Source organism: Peribacillus faecalis (genome assembly GCF_014712675.1).
GTDB classification, from domain to species: domain Bacteria; phylum Bacillota; class Bacilli; order Bacillales; family DSM-1321; genus Bacillus_AD; species Bacillus_AD faecalis.
The window spans coordinates 229,449-249,331 of the sequence record NZ_JACXSI010000001.1; the positions used below are offsets into that span (position 1 = coordinate 229,449).

General features: G+C 41.1%; 21 protein-coding genes. 9 read left to right on the forward strand and 12 right to left on the reverse strand.

The genetic code is table 11. The features are described from left to right. Nucleotides 1-189: 189 nt before the first annotated feature. Nucleotides 190-1,443, forward strand: coding sequence for a CapA family protein (locus tag IEO70_RS01085; RefSeq protein ID WP_190996507.1), 1,254 nt, complete (start codon nt 190-192; stop codon nt 1,441-1,443). Nucleotides 1,444-1,647: 204 nt separating this feature from the next. Here the strand turns inward: IEO70_RS01085 and IEO70_RS01090 are convergent, their stop codons facing one another. Further along, nucleotides 1,648-2,484, reverse strand: coding sequence for an aldo/keto reductase (locus IEO70_RS01090; RefSeq protein ID WP_190996508.1), 837 nt, complete (start codon nt 2,482-2,484; stop codon nt 1,648-1,650). Between the two features lie 313 nt (nt 2,485-2,797). Continuing rightward, a complete protein-coding gene (locus tag IEO70_RS01095; protein ID WP_190996509.1) occupies nt 2,798-3,628 on the reverse strand; it encodes an aldo/keto reductase in 831 nt (276 codons plus the stop codon). Nucleotides 3,629-3,908: 280 nt separating this feature from the next. Between IEO70_RS01095 and IEO70_RS01100 the strand changes: the two genes are divergently transcribed. Further along, complete coding sequence (locus tag IEO70_RS01100) at nt 3,909-4,148, forward strand: hypothetical protein (protein WP_190996510.1); 240 nt, start codon at nt 3,909-3,911, stop codon at nt 4,146-4,148. Between the two features lie 104 nt (nt 4,149-4,252). Here IEO70_RS01100 and IEO70_RS01105 read toward each other — a convergent pair whose 3' ends face one another. The 7 genes from IEO70_RS01105 to IEO70_RS01130 all read right to left on the reverse strand — a co-directional run bounded on the left by IEO70_RS01105 (nt 4,253) and on the right by IEO70_RS01130 (nt 10,424). Further along, nucleotides 4,253-4,690 carry a CoxG family protein gene (locus IEO70_RS01105; RefSeq protein ID WP_190996511.1) on the reverse strand — a complete coding sequence of 146 codons (438 nt, stop codon included), beginning with the start codon at nt 4,688-4,690 and terminating at the stop codon, nt 4,253-4,255. Nucleotides 4,691-4,919: 229 nt separating this feature from the next. Continuing rightward, nucleotides 4,920-6,359: an NAD(P)H-hydrate dehydratase gene (locus IEO70_RS20280; RefSeq protein WP_190996512.1), complete on the reverse strand. Its 1,440-nt coding sequence runs from the start codon at nt 6,357-6,359 to the stop codon at nt 4,920-4,922. 494 nt (nt 6,360-6,853) lie between these two features. After that, on the reverse strand, nt 6,854-8,038 hold the full coding sequence (locus tag IEO70_RS01115; protein ID WP_190996513.1) for an acyl-CoA dehydrogenase family protein: 1,185 nt from the start codon (nt 8,036-8,038) through the stop codon (nt 6,854-6,856). Between the two features lie 30 nt (nt 8,039-8,068). After that, nucleotides 8,069-8,218: a hypothetical protein gene (locus IEO70_RS20285; protein WP_328820839.1), complete on the reverse strand. Its 150-nt coding sequence runs from the start codon at nt 8,216-8,218 to the stop codon at nt 8,069-8,071. Nucleotides 8,219-8,222: 4 nt separating this feature from the next. Beyond that, the gene (locus IEO70_RS20290) at nt 8,223-8,462 is read right to left on the reverse strand and encodes a MaoC/PaaZ C-terminal domain-containing protein (protein WP_328820840.1); all 240 of its coding nucleotides are present in this window, start codon (nt 8,460-8,462) and stop codon (nt 8,223-8,225) included. Between the two features lie 53 nt (nt 8,463-8,515). After that, the gene (gene fabG, locus IEO70_RS01125) at nt 8,516-9,280 is read right to left on the reverse strand and encodes a 3-oxoacyl-ACP reductase FabG (RefSeq protein ID WP_190996548.1); all 765 of its coding nucleotides are present in this window, start codon (nt 9,278-9,280) and stop codon (nt 8,516-8,518) included. Further along, nucleotides 9,264-10,424, reverse strand: coding sequence for an acyl-CoA dehydrogenase family protein (locus IEO70_RS01130; RefSeq protein ID WP_190996514.1), 1,161 nt, complete (start codon nt 10,422-10,424; stop codon nt 9,264-9,266). The genes fabG and IEO70_RS01130 overlap by 17 nt, the downstream gene beginning before the upstream one ends. 431 nt (nt 10,425-10,855) lie before the next feature. Here IEO70_RS01130 and IEO70_RS01135 point away from each other — a divergent pair, with 431 nt between their 5' ends. The 5 genes from IEO70_RS01135 (at nt 10,856) to IEO70_RS01155 (ending at nt 15,126) form a co-directional block, all read left to right on the forward strand. After that, nucleotides 10,856-11,317, forward strand: a complete 462-nt coding sequence (locus IEO70_RS01135; protein WP_190996515.1) for a PTS sugar transporter subunit IIA — start codon at nt 10,856-10,858, stop codon at nt 11,315-11,317. A gap of 27 nt (nt 11,318-11,344) precedes the next feature. Beyond that, complete coding sequence (locus IEO70_RS01140) at nt 11,345-11,629, forward strand: PTS sugar transporter subunit IIB (protein ID WP_190996516.1); 285 nt, start codon at nt 11,345-11,347, stop codon at nt 11,627-11,629. A 53-nt stretch (nt 11,630-11,682) separates the two neighbouring features. Continuing rightward, entirely contained in the window at nt 11,683-13,047 is a 1,365-nt protein-coding gene (locus IEO70_RS01145) for a PTS ascorbate transporter subunit IIC (RefSeq protein WP_190996517.1), read from the forward strand. Nucleotides 13,048-13,324: 277 nt separating this feature from the next. After that, on the forward strand, nt 13,325-14,170 hold the full coding sequence (locus tag IEO70_RS01150) for a transketolase (RefSeq protein ID WP_190996518.1): 846 nt from the start codon (nt 13,325-13,327) through the stop codon (nt 14,168-14,170). Next, a complete protein-coding gene (locus tag IEO70_RS01155; RefSeq protein WP_206711456.1) occupies nt 14,170-15,126 on the forward strand; it encodes a transketolase family protein in 957 nt (318 codons plus the stop codon). The genes IEO70_RS01150 and IEO70_RS01155 overlap by 1 nt, the downstream gene beginning before the upstream one ends. Nucleotides 15,127-15,324: 198 nt before the next feature. Here IEO70_RS01155 and IEO70_RS01160 read toward each other — a convergent pair whose 3' ends face one another. Continuing rightward, nucleotides 15,325-15,720 carry a hotdog fold thioesterase gene (locus IEO70_RS01160; RefSeq protein ID WP_190996519.1) on the reverse strand — a complete coding sequence of 132 codons (396 nt, stop codon included), beginning with the start codon at nt 15,718-15,720 and terminating at the stop codon, nt 15,325-15,327. A 211-nt stretch (nt 15,721-15,931) separates the two neighbouring features. Further along, nucleotides 15,932-16,648 (reverse strand): endonuclease/exonuclease/phosphatase family protein, encoded by a 717-nt coding sequence (locus IEO70_RS01165; RefSeq protein WP_190996520.1) that lies wholly within the window; start codon nt 16,646-16,648, stop codon nt 15,932-15,934. Between the two features lie 167 nt (nt 16,649-16,815). Here IEO70_RS01165 and IEO70_RS01170 point away from each other — a divergent pair, with 167 nt between their 5' ends. Further along, nucleotides 16,816-17,730 carry an alpha/beta hydrolase gene (locus IEO70_RS01170; RefSeq protein ID WP_190996521.1) on the forward strand — a complete coding sequence of 305 codons (915 nt, stop codon included), beginning with the start codon at nt 16,816-16,818 and terminating at the stop codon, nt 17,728-17,730. Nucleotides 17,731-17,931: 201 nt separating this feature from the next. Continuing rightward, a complete protein-coding gene (locus tag IEO70_RS01175; RefSeq protein WP_190996522.1) occupies nt 17,932-18,387 on the forward strand; it encodes a hypothetical protein in 456 nt (151 codons plus the stop codon). 18 nt (nt 18,388-18,405) lie between these two features. Here IEO70_RS01175 and pdxR read toward each other — a convergent pair whose 3' ends face one another. After that, on the reverse strand, nt 18,406-19,782 hold the full coding sequence (pdxR, locus tag IEO70_RS01180; RefSeq protein ID WP_190996523.1) for a MocR-like pyridoxine biosynthesis transcription factor PdxR: 1,377 nt from the start codon (nt 19,780-19,782) through the stop codon (nt 18,406-18,408). Nucleotides 19,783-19,883 lie beyond the last annotated feature (101 nt).

Here is a 19,883-nt window from a genome sequence, read left to right on the forward strand (position 1 = left end):
TCTTAATACCCTTCACCTATATATTATAACAATTGTACTAGAATTCACATATAAGACGCTAGGCTTAAAGTTCACTAATACTTTCATAAAAAACACTTACTATTTACACAAAATTCAATATAATGGTAATTATACATGCGATTTTATACTTTAATACAATTATACTATTCAATGAAGGAAGAGATGTTAATGAAACGTGTACAAATCGTGTTACTTCTAGCTTTATTAATTGTCATCACTGCTTGCTCCAACATATTAATGACCTCAGAAGACTCTGCAGAAGATACTTCCAATCAACATGACAATCTGTCACTTGAACAGCTGGACTCAATGCCCGAGCCGGACACTGAACCAGAAACATACACAGCCAAAATAACAGTCACAGGCGATTTGATGGTGCATGACGACCAGCTCAAATCCGCCTACAATAGCCAAACGAATACATACGATTTTCAGTCATCTTTTGAACAAGTCGCACCGCTTTTATCAAGAGCAGATTTCACAATTGGCAATTTGGAAACAACGCTTGCCGGCGTTGGGACAAGAGGTTACACCGGATATCCTGAATTCAATACTCCCGATAGTTTTGCCCAAGCATTGAAAGATGCCGGATACGACTTTTTCACAACCGCCAATAATCACTCATACGACCGCCGCTATGATGGACTAGTGCAAACATTAAATGTGCTTGATGGACTCGGAATCGGCCATACGGGCACATTCTCCTCAGCAGAAGCACAAAACGAAGTATACTTAACAGAAGTAAATAATATCACCTTCGCAATTGTGTCATTTACGTATGGTACAAACGGCATCCCTGTACCGGAAGACAAAGACTATTCTATTAATCTATTAGCAGAAGAAGTTGTAAAACGAGAACTTAAAGAAGCGAAAAGTTTAAATCCGGATGTCATTATCGCTTTGCCTCACATGGGAAATGAGTATCAGCTTATTCCTGATGAACAGTTTGTCAAATGGGCAAATCTTATGTTCGCAGAAGGCGCTGATATCGTACTGGCCAGCCATCCTCACGTCTTGCAGCCGGTAGAATATAAATATATTATTGATGAAAATGGTTTGCAGAAAAAAGTTTTTGTCGCATATTCATTAGGTAATTTTATCTCGAGCCAACGAACAGAACCACGCGAAGCTGGAGTCATGCTTCATTTTGATTTTAAAAAGGTGGAAGGCGAAGAGACGGAACTGACAAATGTTACATACACACCTACGTGGGTCCAATACCGCAACCTCTCCGGTCAGTACAACATTCGTGTCTTGCCGGTGTATGATATACTCTCAGACCTCAACTCAGCAAGCGAAAAATACAGCCTTAGCGGAGGGGACATCGAACGGATTAAAAGAGTCCATCAAGAAACTGGACAAATATTTTTAAAACGGGATTTGCCATTGATTGAACTGCAGCAGGAATATGTGATTGAATAACGAAAGCGCAAGCACACCGTATGAACTGAGGCTCTCAGGACGAGAGTCACAACGACGTTGCTACAGGACGCAGCGTCTTCACCGATATGACCTACATCCAGTAGGTCTCAACATGGCAGGTATAAGGTTGGACAGCCATCATCGTTCAAAAATAATACTTTTTTAAAAAGAAGCGCAGCCAGTAAAGGTGCGCTTCTTCTTTTATTAAAAGTCAAAATGAAAATTATCCGGATTTTGACCTAATCGTTCATTTATATTTAAAGCATTAATTGCTTTCATATCAGCTTCATCCAGAGTAAAGTCAAAAATGTCGGCATTTTCAACAATGCGATGCTCATGCGTAGATTTCGGTATCACGATGACACCATTTTGAACATGCCAGCGCAATATTACCTGTGCGACAGTCTTATTGTGTCTCTTCGCAATCTCAACCAGAACGGGATCCTCCATTAAGCGTCCCTTCGCAAGCGGACTCCACGCTGTCACGGCAATATTTTGCGAATGGCAATAGTCACGCAGTCCTACTTGGGATAGCATCGGGTGCAATTCAATTTGATTGACCATCGGCTTAATTTTAGCTGTAGTCATTAAATCTTCAAGATGATGCTGATGAAAGTTGCTGACACCGATTGCACGTACTTTGCCGCTTCGGTATAGCTCCTCCATTGCCCGCCATGTTTCTTTATACTTTTCCTTCACCGGCCAGTGAATCAAGTATAAGTCCACATAATCGACATCGAGTTTCTTTCTGCTTTTTTCGAAGGCTGCCAAAGTAGCATCATATCCTTGGTCGCTGTTCCATACTTTTGTTGTCACGAATATTTCCTCACGAGGCAGTCCGCATTGCTTAATTCCCTCGCCTACACCATCTTCATTAAAATATAAAGCTGCAGTGTCAATTGCACGATAACCAGCTTTCACCGCATATTTAATCGCATTTATGACTTCTTCACCGTCTGCTGTTTTATAAACACCCAATCCGAAGCCGGGCATCTTCACGCCATTATGTAATGTAAATGTATCCTGCAAGCTTTTGATCATGAAATCTCCTCCTATTGAAATGCGGAATCGTCCCGCAAGTCTTCGTCGCTGTAACTCTCGTCCTGAGAGCCTCCGACCAGCATAAGGCAGCTCTCAGTAGGAAATCCGGTTTTGATTTCCGGATAGAGATGGCTTATGACCTCGAGGGGCTGGCCGATGCAGCTTGACTTCTAATTTTGAAAGGGAAATAATTCCCCACATTCTAGTGGCTCGCTTTAATGTACCGTTTCCCATATAATACGTTCAATAAACACGAAACCGAAAAAGGAAGCTACAAGCTTTGCAGTTTCCTTTTTCTTTATAGACTATGTTATTAAAAATCAAAATTATCCGGGTCAGCGCCTGTACGTTCATTTTTATTTAATGAGTTAATGAACGCCATATCTTCCTTGCTTAATTCAAAATCAAAAATATCAGCATTTTCAATAATGCGTTCTTCCTTCGTTGAACGTGGAATGACGATGATGCCATTTTGGACATCCCAGCGCAAGATGACTTGAGCAACTGTTTTATTATATTTTTCCGCTATTTTTGCCAAATCTGCATTATTCAGCAGACTTCCGCGACCAAGCGGCGACCAAGCTGTCACTTGAATGCCTTCAGAAGCGCAATAATTACGCAATGACTCTTGTGATAATAATGGGTGCAATTCAATTTGATCAACCATCGGTACAACTTCAGCGTCCTCAAGCAAGTCTTCCAAATGATGCTGATGAAAATTGCTTACACCGATTGCCCGCACTCGTCCGTCTTTATACAGCTTCTCAAGCGCTTTCCATGTTTCTTTATATTTTCCAGCTACAGGCCAATGGATTAAATATAGATCCACATATTCCAGTCCAAGCTTCTCTAAACTCTCTTCAAATGCAGCTAGCGTCGACTCGTAGCCTTGGTCGCTGTTCCAAACCTTTGTCGTAATGAACAAGTCTTCACGCGGTACTCCTGACTCTTTAATCGCTTGGCCAACACCACGCTCATTTTGATAGATAGCTGCTGTATCAATCGCTCTGTATCCTGCTTTAATGGCACTTTTCACGGAGTGGATAACTGACTCTCCCTCTTCAACTTGCCATACACCTAAACCGAAAATCGGCATTTGCACACCATTCAACAGTGTTACTGTACTATGTAAATCTTTAGCCATAACCATTCCTCCCAAATATGTATAAAAGACTCCTCTACTATCGTATACTTAATGCCCCGTATATTTCAATATTCTTGATTTCCTCAAAAAGGTAATACTTAATTTAGTACTTAATAACTATATTAACCTTCCAAAATCTGTAATATAATTTATATTATACATAAATAATACGCCACATAATAAGACAGCTATGATTTACTTCACTCTCTACTCATTCATGCAGAATTTCCAACTACTTAATTGAAAGGACACATGAAGAAAAGTAAAAAGGAGACTAATTATGAAAAAATATTATATGGCCGTTACGTATGATGTTTGCGAACAGCAAGGAACATCCGTTGATATGAACGAATACGAGATTTCTTGTTTGGAACAATTATATGAACAGGTTAAGAAAATTGCACTCGCAGATGTCGCACCAATCGTTAAAGTATTTGAATCCGACTATAGCACTTATGAGAATGCCAAACTCTATACAAAGTTTAAATTTCCCGAATATGAATGCGCTTGCGGGAAATAGGAAAAACCGGCACCGGTCCTTTTGAATCACGTCAAAGATACATACTAGAATAAAGAAACGGCGACTAAGATACGAATATCTTCAGTCTCCGTTTTTTATTTTATTTAGCTTATTACTTTATCATTAATACCTTCTACAAGCTGTTTCGTCACTTGAGGCACAAAATTTTTGAGGATGTTATTGATCATCGCACCCATAAAACCGCTTCCCGCCATTTCAAACTGGCACGTCACATTCGTGCTGCTATCAGCCACCTTCTCCAGCGTGTATGAACCAGAGCCATTGACACCTTCACCTACGCCAATAAGTTTAAAAGAAATCTTCTCCGGCGCATTTCTTTGGATATCCTGGATCTGTAATGTAACGTTCTTCTTTACAATTCCGAAATCTCCTAAAAACACAAGTTTTCCTTCACTTTCACTAACTACCTCGTGCTCCACATAACCAGGCATTAACGCTGCCCATTTGTTAAGATCACTAACCGTTTCCCACAATTCCTCAATCGGAGCTTCTATTTGCTTTGTATAAGCATCACTCGGCATATTCTCTTCCTCCCTTATCCACAAAAATAGTGTTTCAATCCCTTAATTTCTATCTTATGTATACAATCTCCTGCAATATGTTTAATTTTAACATTAAGAAAAACCGGTACCTGTACATTTGATAGTGCACATACTTAATAATTTGCAGGCAGCTTCAGATAATTATGCCGGAGGTTGCTTAAGACCGGTTAAACAGTTAAAAAACGGCTGCATTAGCAGCCGTTTTCATTTACTCATACTGTTTCATTACATATGGGAGCGCATCACTCACGTCTGTTGCCAAAATGCTAGCAGCAGACATTGTTTCACATAAATAATCCGCACAAGCACCATGCAAATAAACCGCATTGGCCACTGCCTGTTTTACATCCTCATAAGAAGATAAAAAGCCCAAAATCATGCCTGTCAATGTATCTCCTGTACCGCCTTTTGCCAGTCCCGTATTTCCAGTCGGATTAACTAACAAATCGCCATCCGGAAAAGCAATAACAGTGTTTCTTCCCTTCAATACGACAATAACGCCGTTTTCTTTTGCGAAAGATGATGCCGCATCCAGACGATTATGCTGAATATCCTGAACGGAAAGACCCGTCATCTTACTGAACTCTTTCGGATGCGGCGTTACTATTGTTGCCGCTTCTCGTTTTGGATATGTTCGCTCTTTTAATGCCCCGGCATCTAAAACAAGCGGAAGAGAACTATTAAATAAAGTCTGTAAAGCTCGCTCAATCATTTGCTCATCATCCAGTCCGGGACCGATGGCGGCTGCGGCAATACCTTCCGGAATAATGCCTTTCTCTAATTGTTTTAAACCTTTATGCATGTACGTGCATTCGGGCACTCTTCCGGATATAATGCTTCGTGCTTTTTTACTCGTTGCAACCATTAACTTGCCAATTCCTGATCGCATCGCTCCTAAACTTGCAAGCACAGCGCTGCCCGGCATTTCATCATTACCGGCAACAAGCAGACCGGTTCCAAAAGTACCCTTATTAGCACCTCCATAACGCTTTAATAAAGTAGACGTTACATCTTCCCCTGTCCATATGCGCAAACGGGAGTCTTGTTCCACACCGATATCAAGTGCTTCTTTCTCACCGTAATATTCAATGCTTCCTTCGAGAAATGCTGAAGGCTTAAACCCGTGCAAGCTTAATGTTAAATCTGCTTGGAAAGCTACTAAATCTGTTTCCCCGCTATTAGCTAAGATACCCGTCGGCAGGTCGATAGCAACTTTATAGGCCTCTCTACTATTTGCCCAACTGACTGCCTTCAAAATATCATTTGAGAGCGGCAGACGCGTTCCTACACCAAGCAAAGCGTCAACAATAACATCATAGGATTTTCTAAGCAACTCTACCTCGCCGAATCCGCTCGAGACAAAGTAGCGGAAGTGCTCTATTGCTGCCGGTGTCTCACACATTCCAACAGGAAAATGCAAATCACATTGATAGCCGTTATGCTTTAAATAACGTGCTAAAACAATGCCGTCACCGCCATTATTACCTTTACCCGCCAAGACCAATATACGCTGTTTTTTCATCACCCTCTTCTCTAGAGCACGGAATAATGCTTTCCCTGAATTCTCCATTAAAGTAAATGTGGTCATCCCTTTCCATTCAGCTGAAGCATCGACTCTTTTTATGTCCTCACCATGATATATGTACACGCTAACTCACCTCTCCTTTCTCAAATTCATTGTATTAATATCGCTTGAGTTTCTATTCCCTTTTTAGCATTAGAAAAACCGGCACCGGTCCTTTTTCACTTTTGAATCCGCCTCTTGAATTCACTTCAATAAAGAAAACTTGCCTTTGGCAAGCCTGATAGGGGGCAGGCAAAGGTCTAGTTGCCCTTAAACTATGGACTTAAAATTGGCGACTACGCCGAATCCTCCATCTCGTTGGCAATCTAAATACTATAGTATGAAAAAGGAGACATGCGGGAACCGAAAAGAGGAAGCGGCCTGCAAATAAGGAACAGCGACTAAGGGCGCCACGTCCGCATGTCTTCCCAAATATGCCCTACATCCTGTAGGCCTCCGAGCATGGCCGGTGTAAGATTAGACATCTATCCAAGTTAAAATTTTGTACTTTCTTAAAAATTTAAAAAGCCGCCTGAAAGTGACCTTACCACACTTTCAGGCGACCTGCCTTATTTATTTTATCTCGGCATTCCTAAAACTCTTTCAGCCAAAATATTTTTCTGAATTTGGCTTGTACCGGCATAAATCGTTTCACCACGGGCACCTAAGTCAATCTTTTGCATTACGCCTCGACCGACGCTGTCATTGCCCCAATAAGGCGCCAGATCTCCTAACACTTCCATTGCAAGCTCACCAAGCTTAACGTGCATGCTGCTCCAGAACAATTTTTGCAAAGAGGCCTCAGGTCCAAGTTTGCCTTCATTGAGCAACTGACTGACTGTTCGTAGGGCGTGATAACGGAATATTCTAATTTCACTGTAAATTCCAGCGAGTTTTTGACGGAAATACGGATTATCCTTCACTAATTGATTGTTCGACAATTTAATCTCGCCCGTCAGTTTTACTAAATGGTTAAACTCGCGCTGAAATTCCGCTTGTCTTCCAAGTGACATTGTGCCTCGCTCAAAGCTAAGCAATGTCATTGCCACTTGCCAGCCGGTATTTAATTGACCAACATATTGGTCTTTCGGTATACGCACATTATCAAAAAATACTTCACAGAAACGACCCTTACCATCTATCTGAATAATTGGACGAACTGTAATCCCCTCTGACGTCATCGGCACTAAAAAGAAAGTAATACCCTTATGCTTCGGAGCTTGCTGGTCAGTACGCGCCAGAACAAAGCACCAATCGGCATTCTTTGCACCGCTCGTCCATACCTTTTGCCCGTTGATTACCCATTCGTCTCCGTCAAGAACGGCGCTTGTTTTCAGTGAAGCCATATCAGAACCGGCGTTCGGTTCAGAAAATCCTTGACACCAAATTTCATCGCCTTTAAGGATTGCAGGCAAATAACGCTGCTTTTGCTCCTCCGTTCCTAGCGCAAGCAATGTCGGTCCCAGCAATGATTTTCCGATTGTATTGATTTCACCCGGGCTTTGCACTTTTCCCGCTTCCTCATAAAAAATCGTTTGATGCACATTAGTCAAACCTTGACCGCCATATTCCTTCGGCCAATTAATACCGTTATATCCGCCCTCATACAGCTTTCTCTCCCATTTGCGTCCAAAAGCTGTCAATTCACTATCTGAAAGCTCTTTAAATTCAGGTGTATTCCACCCTTCTGGCAAATTAGCCGCGAACCACTTCTTCACCTGCTCCCGATATGCTTCTAATTCCGGACTTAAAGATAAATCCATTCATCTCACTCCTTTTAGAGAAATCAGTTACTACACCAAATAACGAACGACAGTTTTTCCGGCTGTGACAACTTTCCCGTGCTGATTGATAGCTGCAACATCAAAGGTGACTGTTTTTTCCTCTTCTTCAATTGAAGCAACCTTGCCTGTGCAGGTTAGTACATCTTGAGGCTTTGCCATTGAGCTAAATCGTACCTGAATTTGTTTGACGAACATACTTGCCAAGCAGTCCCATGCTCAGCATACCATGGGCAATCACTCCATCAATTCCGGCCTTATTTGCAAATTGGTCATCCGTATGTAAAGGATTAAAATCTCCGGAAGCTCCTGCATACTTCACCAACTGAACCTTGCTGATCGGATCATTTTCAATTGCTTCTATTTCCCGATCTAAATACAGTTCTTCAAATTTTGACAGCGACAAACCATCCACTCTCCTTTTCAGAAAAACCGTCATCGGTCCTTTTGGTGTAGCTCTTACACTGCAGGCTTGCCAGAAACGTAGATTACTTGTCCTGTAACATAGGCTGACTCATCACTGCATAAAAATGCAGCCACATTCGCAATATCTTCCGGCTGACCAGCACGCTTAATACTTAACCCCTCAACGACCTTTTGAGAAAACACTTCAAACGGTACACCGAGACGATCAGCAGTCGCTTTCGTCATCTCTGTTTCAATAAACCCCGGGGCGATAGCGTTGACATTGACGCCAAGTGGTCCTAATTCATAAGCAAGTGTTTTCGTAAAGCCTTGCAAACCAGCTTTCGCAGCAGAATAGTTTACTTGCCCTCTGTTGCCCAATGCCGATGTAGAAGATAAGTTGACAATTTTCCCATATTTATTAGCGACCATATGCTTTTGAGCTTCACGAGTACATAAAAAACTTCCTTTTAAATGCACATCCATAACTGTATCCCAATCGCTCTCCGTCATTTTGAAAAGAAGATTATCTCTCGTAATGCCGGCATTATTAATTAAAATATCGACTTTCCCATAAGTCTTCACTACTTGGTAGAAAGCATTTTCCACTTGTGCCGCATCTGAGACATCCACTTTAACGGCAATTGCCTCTCCTCCGCCTTCAATCACTTCTGCTGCAAGCGCCCCGGCCCGATCGATATTCAGATCAAAAATGCCAACTTTTGCTCCTTCACTAGCAAACTTGCGTACGATAGCAGCACCAATACCTCCTGCAGCGCCTGTTACGACTGCAACCTTATCTTCAAATCTCAACGTAATCCACCTTACTTTCCGAAGTTATTTTATTATCTTTTTTCAGCAACTGATCAATTGCAATTGTCGCAAGAGTCTCGCGATGTTCATAGGAATCCCCCAACAGCGCAGCGCTGCGTCGCACGCGCTTAAAGAATAAATGCATATCATTTTCCCATGTAAAACCGATGCCGCCATGCATTTGAATCGCATTGCCGCAAATTTCAATTCCGGCAGATGAAGTATACGATTTCGCGATCGCCACCGCTTCTTCCGCTTCCTCATTGTTCGTATCCAAAGTCCACGCCGCGTAATCGACAGCTACTTTGCCGCTCTCTACCTTCATGTACATTTCGGCTGCCATATGTTTCAGTGCCTGGAAGCTTCCGATTACCGTCCCGAATTGCTCACGCTGTTTCGTGTACTCAACTGTATCGTAAAGCGCACGTTCTGAGCTTCCGACGATTTCAGCAGCCAATAAAAGCGATCCAAGCTGGCGCATCTTTTTCATTTTCGCTTGTCCTGAGCCCATCCCCGCTCTTCCAACCAGTTGACTTTGTTGCAAAGGATAATTGGCTAGACTGACTTCATATAACGGGTACGTTTCATCGACGGATTGGCTGTTCAGTTTTGTCACTGCTTCGTGCTTACTGTCAATAACAACAAGTGTTTCTTCTTCTTCCGCCGTTGCACCATAACCGCTAATCCGTACGTTCGCCAAGATCACATCTGCATCCTCAGCAAAGGGAACTTCACGCAATGTTCCGTTTATGACAAAACCGTCCTCTGTTTTTCTTGCTTTCGCATCCGTATTGACCCAAGCAACCGTCAAAATCTTCTTACCAAGCTCAATCTCATCAACAAGCTGTTTTTGCTGCTTGCTTTCTTTTAATATCGCGAGACCAACCATAGATTCTATCAATGGATACGTCAGCAAGCTTCTTCCCGCTTCCTGGGAAACAATGATTGCGTTAACTATCCCTTTTTCTTCTTTATTCTCTAAATCAATTATTCCGAGCAAACCTTGCTGCGCTAATAGCCTTTGCAGATCTTTTGAGATTGTCGGATTCTTCATGAAACCCCTTACATATTCTGTCGAATTCCTTTCCTTCAGCATGTCTCTTACACTTCTTTGCAACATTTTCTCTTCATCGCTATATCCAAAGAACAAGAGCTTTCACCTCACCTAATTATTTAGATAAACACCTTCATCTTATGTGAAAAACTCGCATATTATGAAACTTAAATTCGATAAAATTAGATTCGATAGAATAATTGCAAATCCTTCTAATCATTTTCGACAAAAGGTAACATAGAAAAAAGCAGACTTGTGAGAAATCATTTTCACACAATTGGTTTTAAGTGGAAAAACCAAAAGCGTATATCTGAATTAAATTTATGAATGCGTTTTCAATGTGAAGTATATTTGAATAATATTATATATTTAGAATTGTCACCTATTTTTTATCCTAAAAAAAGGTATAATCCAATTGTAAAGCAATTCAAAACTATTAATCTTGCTGTATTGAATAAAAAATTACTATATTAATATTTTTATTCACACAGAAATGATATTTCTTTTTAAAGGAGGCGAAAAAAACAGTGCTAATTGATCTAATTACAGAAAATAATATTCAATTTTTTGATCATCTCCCTGATTGGGAAGCTGCGATTGCAATTGCTGCTCAACCGCTCGTAGAAAGCAAGACAATCGAACCCACATACATAGATGCCATTATTGAAAACGTCAAAACATTAGGTCCTTACATCGTCATCGGTCCTGAAATCGCATTGCCGCATGCAAGACCTGAGACAGGCGTCAACAAGCTTGGCATGAGCTTTATGAAATTGAATAATCCTGTTTATTTCTCAGAAGACAAAAGCAAACCGGTTACTTTGTTCTTTTGCTTAGCGGCTCCTGATAACAACTCTCATTTACAGGCGCTTTCACAATTAACGAAACTTCTTTGTGAAAATGGCAATTTAGAAAAACTGAAAACATGTACAACTGCTGAAGAAGTCAGAGCGCTCCTTGGCGAGTACTCTAGTGTTCAATATCAATAAATAAAAGGAAATTAGGAGGAAAACATTATGAAAATCATGGCTGTTTGTGGATCAGGTTTAGGAAGTAGCTTCATGTTGGAAATGAATATCGAGAATGTTCTAAAAAAACTTGGTGTTACCGGAGTTGAAGTAGAGCATACAGATCTTGGCTCCGCTACAAAAGATATGGCTGACGTATTTATTGCGGCTAAAGATATCGCTGGCGGCATGGATCACTTAGGGGAGGTGATTGTATTAGATAATTTATTGGACAACGACACTCTTGAAGTGAAGTTGGAGGATTACTTGAAGGACAAAGGATTATTACATTAATCCGAACCAAGGAACTCATTTATGCATCATAAGAATTAAAGGAGGAATTACCAATGGGTAAAGCAATTCTTGATTTTATCGTTGACGTTTTAAGTGAACCGTCAATACTTGTTGCATTGATTGCCTTAATCGGCCTTTTACTTTTGAAAAAATCAGCATCAGATGTTATTAAAGGGACATTTAAAACATGCCTAGGTTTCTTAGTATTAACAGGCGGTTCTACAATTTTACAAGGAGCATTAATTCCGTTCGGACAAATGTTCCAAGAAGCATTTAACGTAACTGGTGTAGTGCCAAATAATGAAGCCATCGTTTCTATGGCATTAACTGAATTTGGTACAACTACTGCATTAATCATGGCTTTTGCGATGGTTGCCAATATATTAATCGCGCGTTTCACACCACTTAAATACATTTTCTTAACTGGTCATCATACTTTATACATGTCTTGTATGGTTGCTGTTATCCTTTATGTATCAGGCTTACGCGGATTCACATTAGTTGCGACAGGTGCGATTGCTACCGGTTTAATCATGGCTGTCTTCCCTGCGATCGTACAACCATTCATGAAGAAAATTACCGGACACGACAATGTCGCTCTAGGTCATTTCTCTTCTGCCGGTTATGCATTATCAGCATTAGTCGGTAAAGCAGTCGGTAAAAACTCTCGTTCAACAGAGGATTTAAACTTACCGAAAAATCTAGGTTTCTTACGTGACAGCTCAATTACAATCGCTATTACAATGTCTGTATTATACTTAATTGTAGCTGCATTCTGCGGACCTACTTATATTCAAACTGAATTAAGCGGAGGAACAAACTTCATTGTTTATTCTATTATTCAAGCGTTCACTTTCGCTGCCGGTGTATTCATTATCCTTGCCGGTGTACGTTTGATCTTAGCTGAAATTGTTCCGGCGTTCAAAGGTATCTCTGATCGTCTTGTGCCTAATTCTAAACCGGCTCTTGACTGTCCAATCGTATTCCCATACGCACCAAACGCTGTATTGCTTGGTTTCTTCTGCAGCTTCATTGGCGGTATTGTAGGTATGGCAGTACTTGGATGGGTCGGCGCCGTCATTATCTTACCTGGTGTCGTACCTCACTTCTTCTGCGGTGCAACTGCAGGTGTGTTCGGTAACGCGACAGGCGGTGTTCGTGGTTGTACAATCGGTTCATTCTGTAACGGTTTATTAATCACGTTCTTACCTGTATTCTTACTTCCGGTTTTAGGTGACTTAGGTTTTGCGAATACAACATTCTCTGATGCCGATTTCGGTGTTTCCGGTATCGTGTTAGGTAACATTTCTAAACTTGGTGCCAGCGCAGTCGTTATTTTCGTCATCATGGCATTAGTAATCGCAATCGGAAGCGGATTCTTCTTTAAATCTAAAAAAACTGAAAAAGTTGAAGCATAATGAGAAAAACCGGCACCGATCCTTTTTCATTATTGATTTCACTCCTAGATTTCACATCAATGAAAAAGGAGACAGCTTAGTACCGAGCATGGAAGGTGTAAGGTTAGACAGTTGTCTAAGTTTTAATATCGCGTTAGAACACTAACACATACTATTAATACTATTTTGACTCATTAAATATGCTCACTTTTTAACAAAAGCCGCATTTTTTGAAATTCATATATTTCAGAAGCTATGCGGCTTTTGTATACCAATTTTTCGACAGGAGGAATTTTGCATGACTTTAGATATTGCTAAACTTGAGCATTTCCGCGATGAAATTCGCTTACTTACATTAAAAGAGCTGGAACATAGAGGCTTCGGCCATTATGGAGGAAGTCTGTCGATTGTCGAAACATTGGCCGTCCTTTACGGAGAAGTACTGAATGTCGACCCGACGCACCATAAAAACCCAGAGGGCGATTATTTCATTTTATCAAAAGGCCATGCTGGTCCGGCACTTTATGCTGCCCTTTCGCTGCGTGGTTTCTTTTCAGAGGATTTGCTCTACACGCTGAATGAAAACGGCACAAAACTCCCTTCTCACCCGGACCGCAATTTAACGCCGGGCATTGATATGACGACAGGTTCGCTCGGTCAAGGCATATCGGTTGCGACAGGTGTTGCACTTTCTAATAAACTATCCAATAAAGAAAACTATACATATTGCATAGTTGGTGATGGTGAATTAAACGAAGGTCAATGCTGGGAAGCTTTCCAATTCGCTGCACATCATCAATTGAACAGACTAATTGTTTTCATTGATGACAACAAAAAACAATTGGACGGTTACACTGCCGATATTATCGATCCCCTTGATTTACAAGATAAATTTGAGGCATTCGGCTTCTATACAATAAAAGTCGACGGCAGTTCCATCAAAGAAATTTACGCTGCTATTAAACGAGGTAAATCGCAAAACGACTTACCGGTTGCTATCATTCTCGATACGGTAAAAGGCCAAGGTGTTCCTTGCATCGAGAATATTATGGCAAATCACCACCTCCGCCCTACCGAACAACAACACGAAGAGATTTTAACAGCTATTTCAGAGCTTGAAGCTAAAGTAGGAGGAATCGCCTAATGACAACTATGACACTAAGAGAATATAAAATGGATTCCATTGAAATGCGCAAAGCTTATGCGAACACATTGCTTGAACTTGCGAAAAGTAATCCGAACATTATCGGGCTTGATGCTGATTTAATGGCCTCAATCGGCACAGATAAAATCAAAGATCAAATTCCGAACCAACTGATTGATTGCGGTATTATGGAAGGGCATATGGTCAGTGCTGCCGCCGGTTTTTCTTTAACAGGTAAAATCCCTTTCGTTCATACATTCGCTCAATTCGCGACACGAAGAGCTTACGACCAACTGTTCATTTCCGGTGCTTATGCGCAACTGAACATGAAAATACTCGGCTCTGACGCAGGTGTATCTGCTGAACATAACGGCGGAACGCATATGCCTTTTGAAGATATCGGGTTAATGCGTCTCATCCCTCACGCTACTGTGTATGAAGCGAGTGATGCAACAATGCTGTCTTACTTACTGAAACAAGTGGCGGATGAATATGGTATTCACTACATCCGTACAATTCGCAAAACAGCCGTAAAAATATATGATGAAAACGAAACGTTTGAAAAAGGTAAAGGAAAAGTGCTCCGCAAAGGAAAAGATGTTACGCTGATTGCAAGTGGTATCGAGGTTATCGAGGCACTAAAAGCAGCCGATCTTTTAGAAGCTGAAGGCATTGAAGCAACTGTCATTGATATGTTCTGCATCAAGCCGATTGACGACGAGCTGATAATCCGCTGTGCAAAGGAAACTAAAGGTATTGTCACTTGTGAAAACCACAACGTTATCGGCGGACTGGGCAGCGCCGTCGCCGAAGTATTAAGTGAACAGTACCCGGCTCCTCTTCGCCGCATCGGTGTGAAGGAACAATTCGGCCAAGTCGGAAAAATGGAGTACTTGAAACAAGTATACGAATTAACCGCTGAAGATATTGCGAAAGCTGCAAGACAGCTCGTCTAATTAAAAGACCTCAAAAAGTTATTGGCTTTTGAGGTCTTTTCATTTAATCCATTGCTGTATTCGCTTTCTTTCTTCCCTTAATCAAATACCTTAACTGAACAAATACAAGTATTCCATTCAACAACCAAATACTAAGAGCTCCGGATTTTAATCCGTATATAACAAAAAGTGCCCCCCAATCGAAGAAACGCTTTCTTGTTATTTATTATTTTTTACAATGGCAACTGTGCAGCGCGATACGCAAATGAGTTTCTCTTCCTCATCAACTATTTTAATATCCCAGACCATTGTAGTACGGCCTTTATGTAAAGGTGTGCCAATTCCTGTAACGATTCCTTCTCTTTTTCCGCGAATGTGGTTAGCATTTATCTCAAGACCAACCGCAATCTCCGTCTCATGGTCAATTTGAATCCACGTGCCCATGCTGGCAATCGACTCCGCCAAAACGACAGAAGCTCCACCATGAAGCAATCCAAACGGCTGATGCGTCGCAGCGTGCACGGGCATTGTCGCCACTACGCGGTCTTTCGTTAATTCTACCGTTTCAATTCCTAATGCACCAGCAATTGTTTCTGATTCAGGCTTTAGTTTCATTTACTGTTTCCCCCCAAGCAAAAATACAATGCATTCCTCAATTTGATTCATAGCATCTGCCAGCTCGTTTATTGTAATTTTTTGTCTATTGAAAATATAACATATAAAAATTAGCTTGTATAGAAAAACTGTTACCGTTCCTTTTTCATTTTTAATGTTAAAAAGGGTTCCTGGCTAATCATCCAGAAACCCTTCGCCTTCGGCGTCAGTATTAACCGCGCAAATCGACCATTAACGCTTCATTTTCTGATTGTCCATCCAAAGTCGGCTCAGCGGACAGATGAAATTTAACCAGCTCTGAACGCAATTTAGGAGAGACGTATGCATAGTCAATCCTGAACCCATAATCAAGCGCTATTTCCCCGCTTAACACCTTCTCCTGATCGGTGATGAATCTCCAAGACTCCATCCAGCCTAGTTCATTCAATTCTTGCAGGTAACTAGCAGAGTTTGCGACCGGACCATGACTGTCCATCATCCAGCTCGTATTATAATCACCGATGATGAGACAACGATCTCCTATATGCTGCTTCGCATAATCAATCGCCTGTCTGAAAAACAAATCCCGATCAGGCAAGCTCGTCATATGACTCGGAATGTGGACACCCAACAAATGAAGATCCTTTTCTGAAAAGTAAAGCTCTACCCATCTTTCATATGGCAATGCTATCTCTTCACGATTTGTCACATCGTCAAAATCGATTTTGGAGGCAACAAAAACACATTCTGCTCGATAAGGAGAGTTATGTTTCGTTTGAAACGTATAGCCCGATGCGAACAAACTTTTCGCAATCGCCCGACCTTTGTCATTATCGACATATTCCGTCAGCACTATAATATCCGCATGATGATCGAGCAGATGATTGATGATTGAGTAGAATTGGGACTGCACCCCTCCTACACCGACATTCCATGTTAACAACCTCATCAACACCACCTCATCTTTGCACTTACATACTACTCTTTACCCCTATCGCCGACAGGTTAACTTAAAATCTCATAAACTGTTCAACAATAGAATGAAACTCCGACTGTAAAAAATTTGCACCGATGATATAATAAAAGCAAATTTCTAAATAAAGGATTGGTGCCGGCATGAACACTTTTTATTTAACAACACCTGATAAACACCAAACTTTTGTAAGAAGCTGGATGATTGAACATCCGAAGGCAATTGTTCAAATTGTCCACGGCATGAATGAGCATTCGAAACGCTATAATGCTTTTGCCCGATTCCTGAACGCACAAGGCTTTGCAGTTTTTGCGACCGACCACCGCGGCCATGGCCACTCAGCCCGCAATGAAGAAAGCATCGGTTATATTGGCGATGATGGATTCACGATGATGGTAGATGATGAACACATGCTTTACCAACACATACAAGCCAGTATTCCGAGTGTGCCTCATTTCCTGCTCGGGCATAGCATGGGCTCTTTCATTACGCAACGATACATTCAATTGTACGGCAGTGAGCTGACCGGTGCGATTTTAGTCGGCACAGGGGGCCCGCGCCATGATCTGAAGCTAGGAGCATTTGTTGCCGGACTTGTTGAAAAAGCAAACGGAGACAAACGCATGAAAACATTAGATAAAGTTATATTTAACGGATACAACTCCCGTTTCATAAAAAAAACAGGATTTGAATGGCTGGCCAATGATCCGGACGTCGTTCATGATTTTATTACCGATCCTTTTTGCGGACACATTTTCCCGCCAAGTTTCTTCCGGCAATTTATGCAATTCATGCAAAGTATTTTTGAAATTGATGAAGTGAAAAAAGTGCCTGCCAAACTTCCGGTAATAATTTTATCCGGAAGCAATGATCCGGTCGGGCAGTACGGCAAAGGCACCGATAAATTATTTCATCTCTATCAATCAATTGGATTAAATAATCTCCGATATAAACTATATCCGAACGGACGCCACGAAATCTTGAATGATTATAACCGCCAAGAAGTGTATGAGGATATCGTTGCTTGGTTACATGAGCAGCTATCAAATAACACATAAGGATGTGAGTTCTTGATTAAGAACCGTAGGCTTTTTATTTTTTCGTGTTTATTTTTTCTCGCTTTTATCACTTTCAATTTTCCTTTTCCGCATGCAAAACCTTATGGCGAACTGTTACTTTCACTCTTTAACTCGCCTGTCAACTTCAATTTCGCCTCCATAATCTCATTGCTTTTGCTCGGATTATGCCTGGTTTCGCTGATGAAATCATTAAACAAATTTATAGGAAGGGCGGTCATCATCGCAATTTTTGCTGCCGCCTTGCTTCCTCCTTGGATCGTTGAAAAATATCAACAGACGTTAGCGACAGGTATTTATGCAGTACACTATGACCCGCAAGCAAGCAACTGTCAATTTGAGAAAACGAGTGATGAAACAATGTTGATTCAATGCAATCTTGCTTTTGAAAATTACAGCAGCGACGATGTACAGTTTACGGCCGAATTTGAAGACCGCTCCAGACTCGAAGACAACCCGGTCTATGATTTGCTAGAGGCTGCCGGATCTTTTAAAATCGCACTTTCCGGCGATGAATACGGAATTATAACTATAAATAAAGAAGTTGATGTCGCTGATTTAAACAATCAGATAGAGGCAGGCGGCGGATATGGAATAACTGTTACAATCCAGTCTGAAGGAAAGATGCGCAAGTTATGAAAAGTTTGAAGCATGGATCTACTTCCATGCCTCATACAGCAGCTCCACTCCTTGTCGGATTTCCTCAATTGAACAATTGGTGAATCCAAGCTTGAGCATTGCTGTATCCGGCTGTCCGGTAATATAGTACATGCTCGTCGGATATACTTTTACACCATGTCTCTTCGCTTTACCAATCAAATCCTCTTCGCTATAAAGAGTTTGAATACGAACAAGAATATATAGTCCAGAATGTTGCCCAATTACTTCGATTGCATCGCCAAACCTTCGTTCTAATGCATTTACAAGTTCCTGCATTTTTTGCTTATAAACAGCACGCATTTTTCGAATATGCGATTCCCAATAACCTTTCTCCATAAAACGAGCCATCGCGCGCTGGTGAAGGCTTGATGCAGCCTGTTCGAAAGCTGCGAACATTTTTTGATATTCCTCAAGCAAATTTTCTGGCAACACCATATAACTTAAGCGAAGTGAGGGCAGAAAAGCTTTGGAAAAATTACTGACGTAAATGACACAATCTTGATTGAGAGAAGCGAGTGCCGGAATCGGTTGTTGCTTGTAGCGAAACTCGCTGTCATAGTCATCCTCAAAAATATAGCCTCCATTACTCATTGCCCATTGCAAAAGTTGTTGCCGCTCCTGTATCGGAATCGTTGTACCGGTCGGGTATTGATGTGAAGGCGTCACATAAATCAACTTCGATTGCATCTTCTCCAACTGGTCCATATTTATGCCTTTTGCACCGATGTCAATAGCTTCTACATTATAACCGATACATTCAAATACAGAGCGGGCTCCTCTATATCCGGGATTTTCAAGGATAATTGATGAAAATCGCTTTCTCAGCAGTAAAGAAATATGCATGAGCATCTGTTGTGTACTGCTGCCAATGACGATTGACTCTGCTGTTGTATCTATCCCGCGTGACTGAAACAAATAATTCGAAATTTGTTTCCGCAAACATTCCTCCCCTTGCCTGTTTCCATATATATAACTTTGCTGTTCGTGCAGTACCTCATTAGCGCATTTTCTCCACTTCTTTAACGGGAAAGAGGCTTGATCGACCGCTCCCGCCCGAAAATCAATAATATATTGATCCCCTTCAGTATTCTCAGCCCTATTTAATGATTGCTTAACTTGTATAAAAATCGGTTCATATTTTTCTACAAAATAACCTTTTTTCAATTCACTTCGTATATATCCTTCAGCAATAAGCTGCTCATAAGCAATTAAAGTCGTATTCCGACTCACTTTAAGTGTCTCCGCTAGCTGACGAATAGAAGGTAGCTGTTCATCTGATTTCAGCTGACCCTTTTCAATCAGCAAACGGATATTTTCATAGATTTGTTTATATTTCGGTGCCTCTTTATGTAACGGAAAAATAAATTGCTTCATGATTCCTCCTCTTCTGACATATAAAAAAGACCAAAATTGTATCTTTTTACATGTCAATTCCCCATGTATTCTATTTTATAAGAAAGTTACTCAAGAAAGAA

Coding starts and splice junctions, on each gene's coding strand:
- IEO70_RS01085 (WP_190996507.1), top strand. CDS start 190: ATGAAACGTGTACAAATCGTGTTACTTCTAGCTTTATTAATTGTCATC.
- IEO70_RS01090 (WP_190996508.1), bottom strand. CDS start 2,484: ATGATCAAAAGCTTGCAGGATACATTTACATTACATAATGGCGTGAAG.
- IEO70_RS01095 (WP_190996509.1), bottom strand. CDS start 3,628: ATGGCTAAAGATTTACATAGTACAGTAACACTGTTGAATGGTGTGCAA.
- IEO70_RS01100 (WP_190996510.1), top strand. CDS start 3,909: ATGAAAAAATATTATATGGCCGTTACGTATGATGTTTGCGAACAGCAA.
- IEO70_RS01105 (WP_190996511.1), bottom strand. CDS start 4,690: ATGCCGAGTGATGCTTATACAAAGCAAATAGAAGCTCCGATTGAGGAA.
- IEO70_RS01115 (WP_190996513.1), bottom strand. CDS start 8,038: ATGGATTTATCTTTAAGTCCGGAATTAGAAGCATATCGGGAGCAGGTG.
- IEO70_RS20285 (WP_328820839.1), bottom strand. CDS start 8,218: ATGGCAAAGCCTCAAGATGTACTAACCTGCACAGGCAAGGTTGCTTCA.
- IEO70_RS01140 (WP_190996516.1), top strand. CDS start 11,345: ATGAAAATCATGGCTGTTTGTGGATCAGGTTTAGGAAGTAGCTTCATG.
- IEO70_RS01145 (WP_190996517.1), top strand. CDS start 11,683: ATGGGTAAAGCAATTCTTGATTTTATCGTTGACGTTTTAAGTGAACCG.
- IEO70_RS01150 (WP_190996518.1), top strand. CDS start 13,325: ATGACTTTAGATATTGCTAAACTTGAGCATTTCCGCGATGAAATTCGC.
- IEO70_RS01155 (WP_206711456.1), top strand. CDS start 14,170: ATGACAACTATGACACTAAGAGAATATAAAATGGATTCCATTGAAATG.
- IEO70_RS01160 (WP_190996519.1), bottom strand. CDS start 15,720: ATGAAACTAAAGCCTGAATCAGAAACAATTGCTGGTGCATTAGGAATT.
- IEO70_RS01165 (WP_190996520.1), bottom strand. CDS start 16,648: ATGAGGTTGTTAACATGGAATGTCGGTGTAGGAGGGGTGCAGTCCCAA.
- IEO70_RS01170 (WP_190996521.1), top strand. CDS start 16,816: ATGAACACTTTTTATTTAACAACACCTGATAAACACCAAACTTTTGTA.
- IEO70_RS01175 (WP_190996522.1), top strand. CDS start 17,932: ATGAAATCATTAAACAAATTTATAGGAAGGGCGGTCATCATCGCAATT.
- pdxR (WP_190996523.1), bottom strand. CDS start 19,782: ATGAAGCAATTTATTTTTCCGTTACATAAAGAGGCACCGAAATATAAA.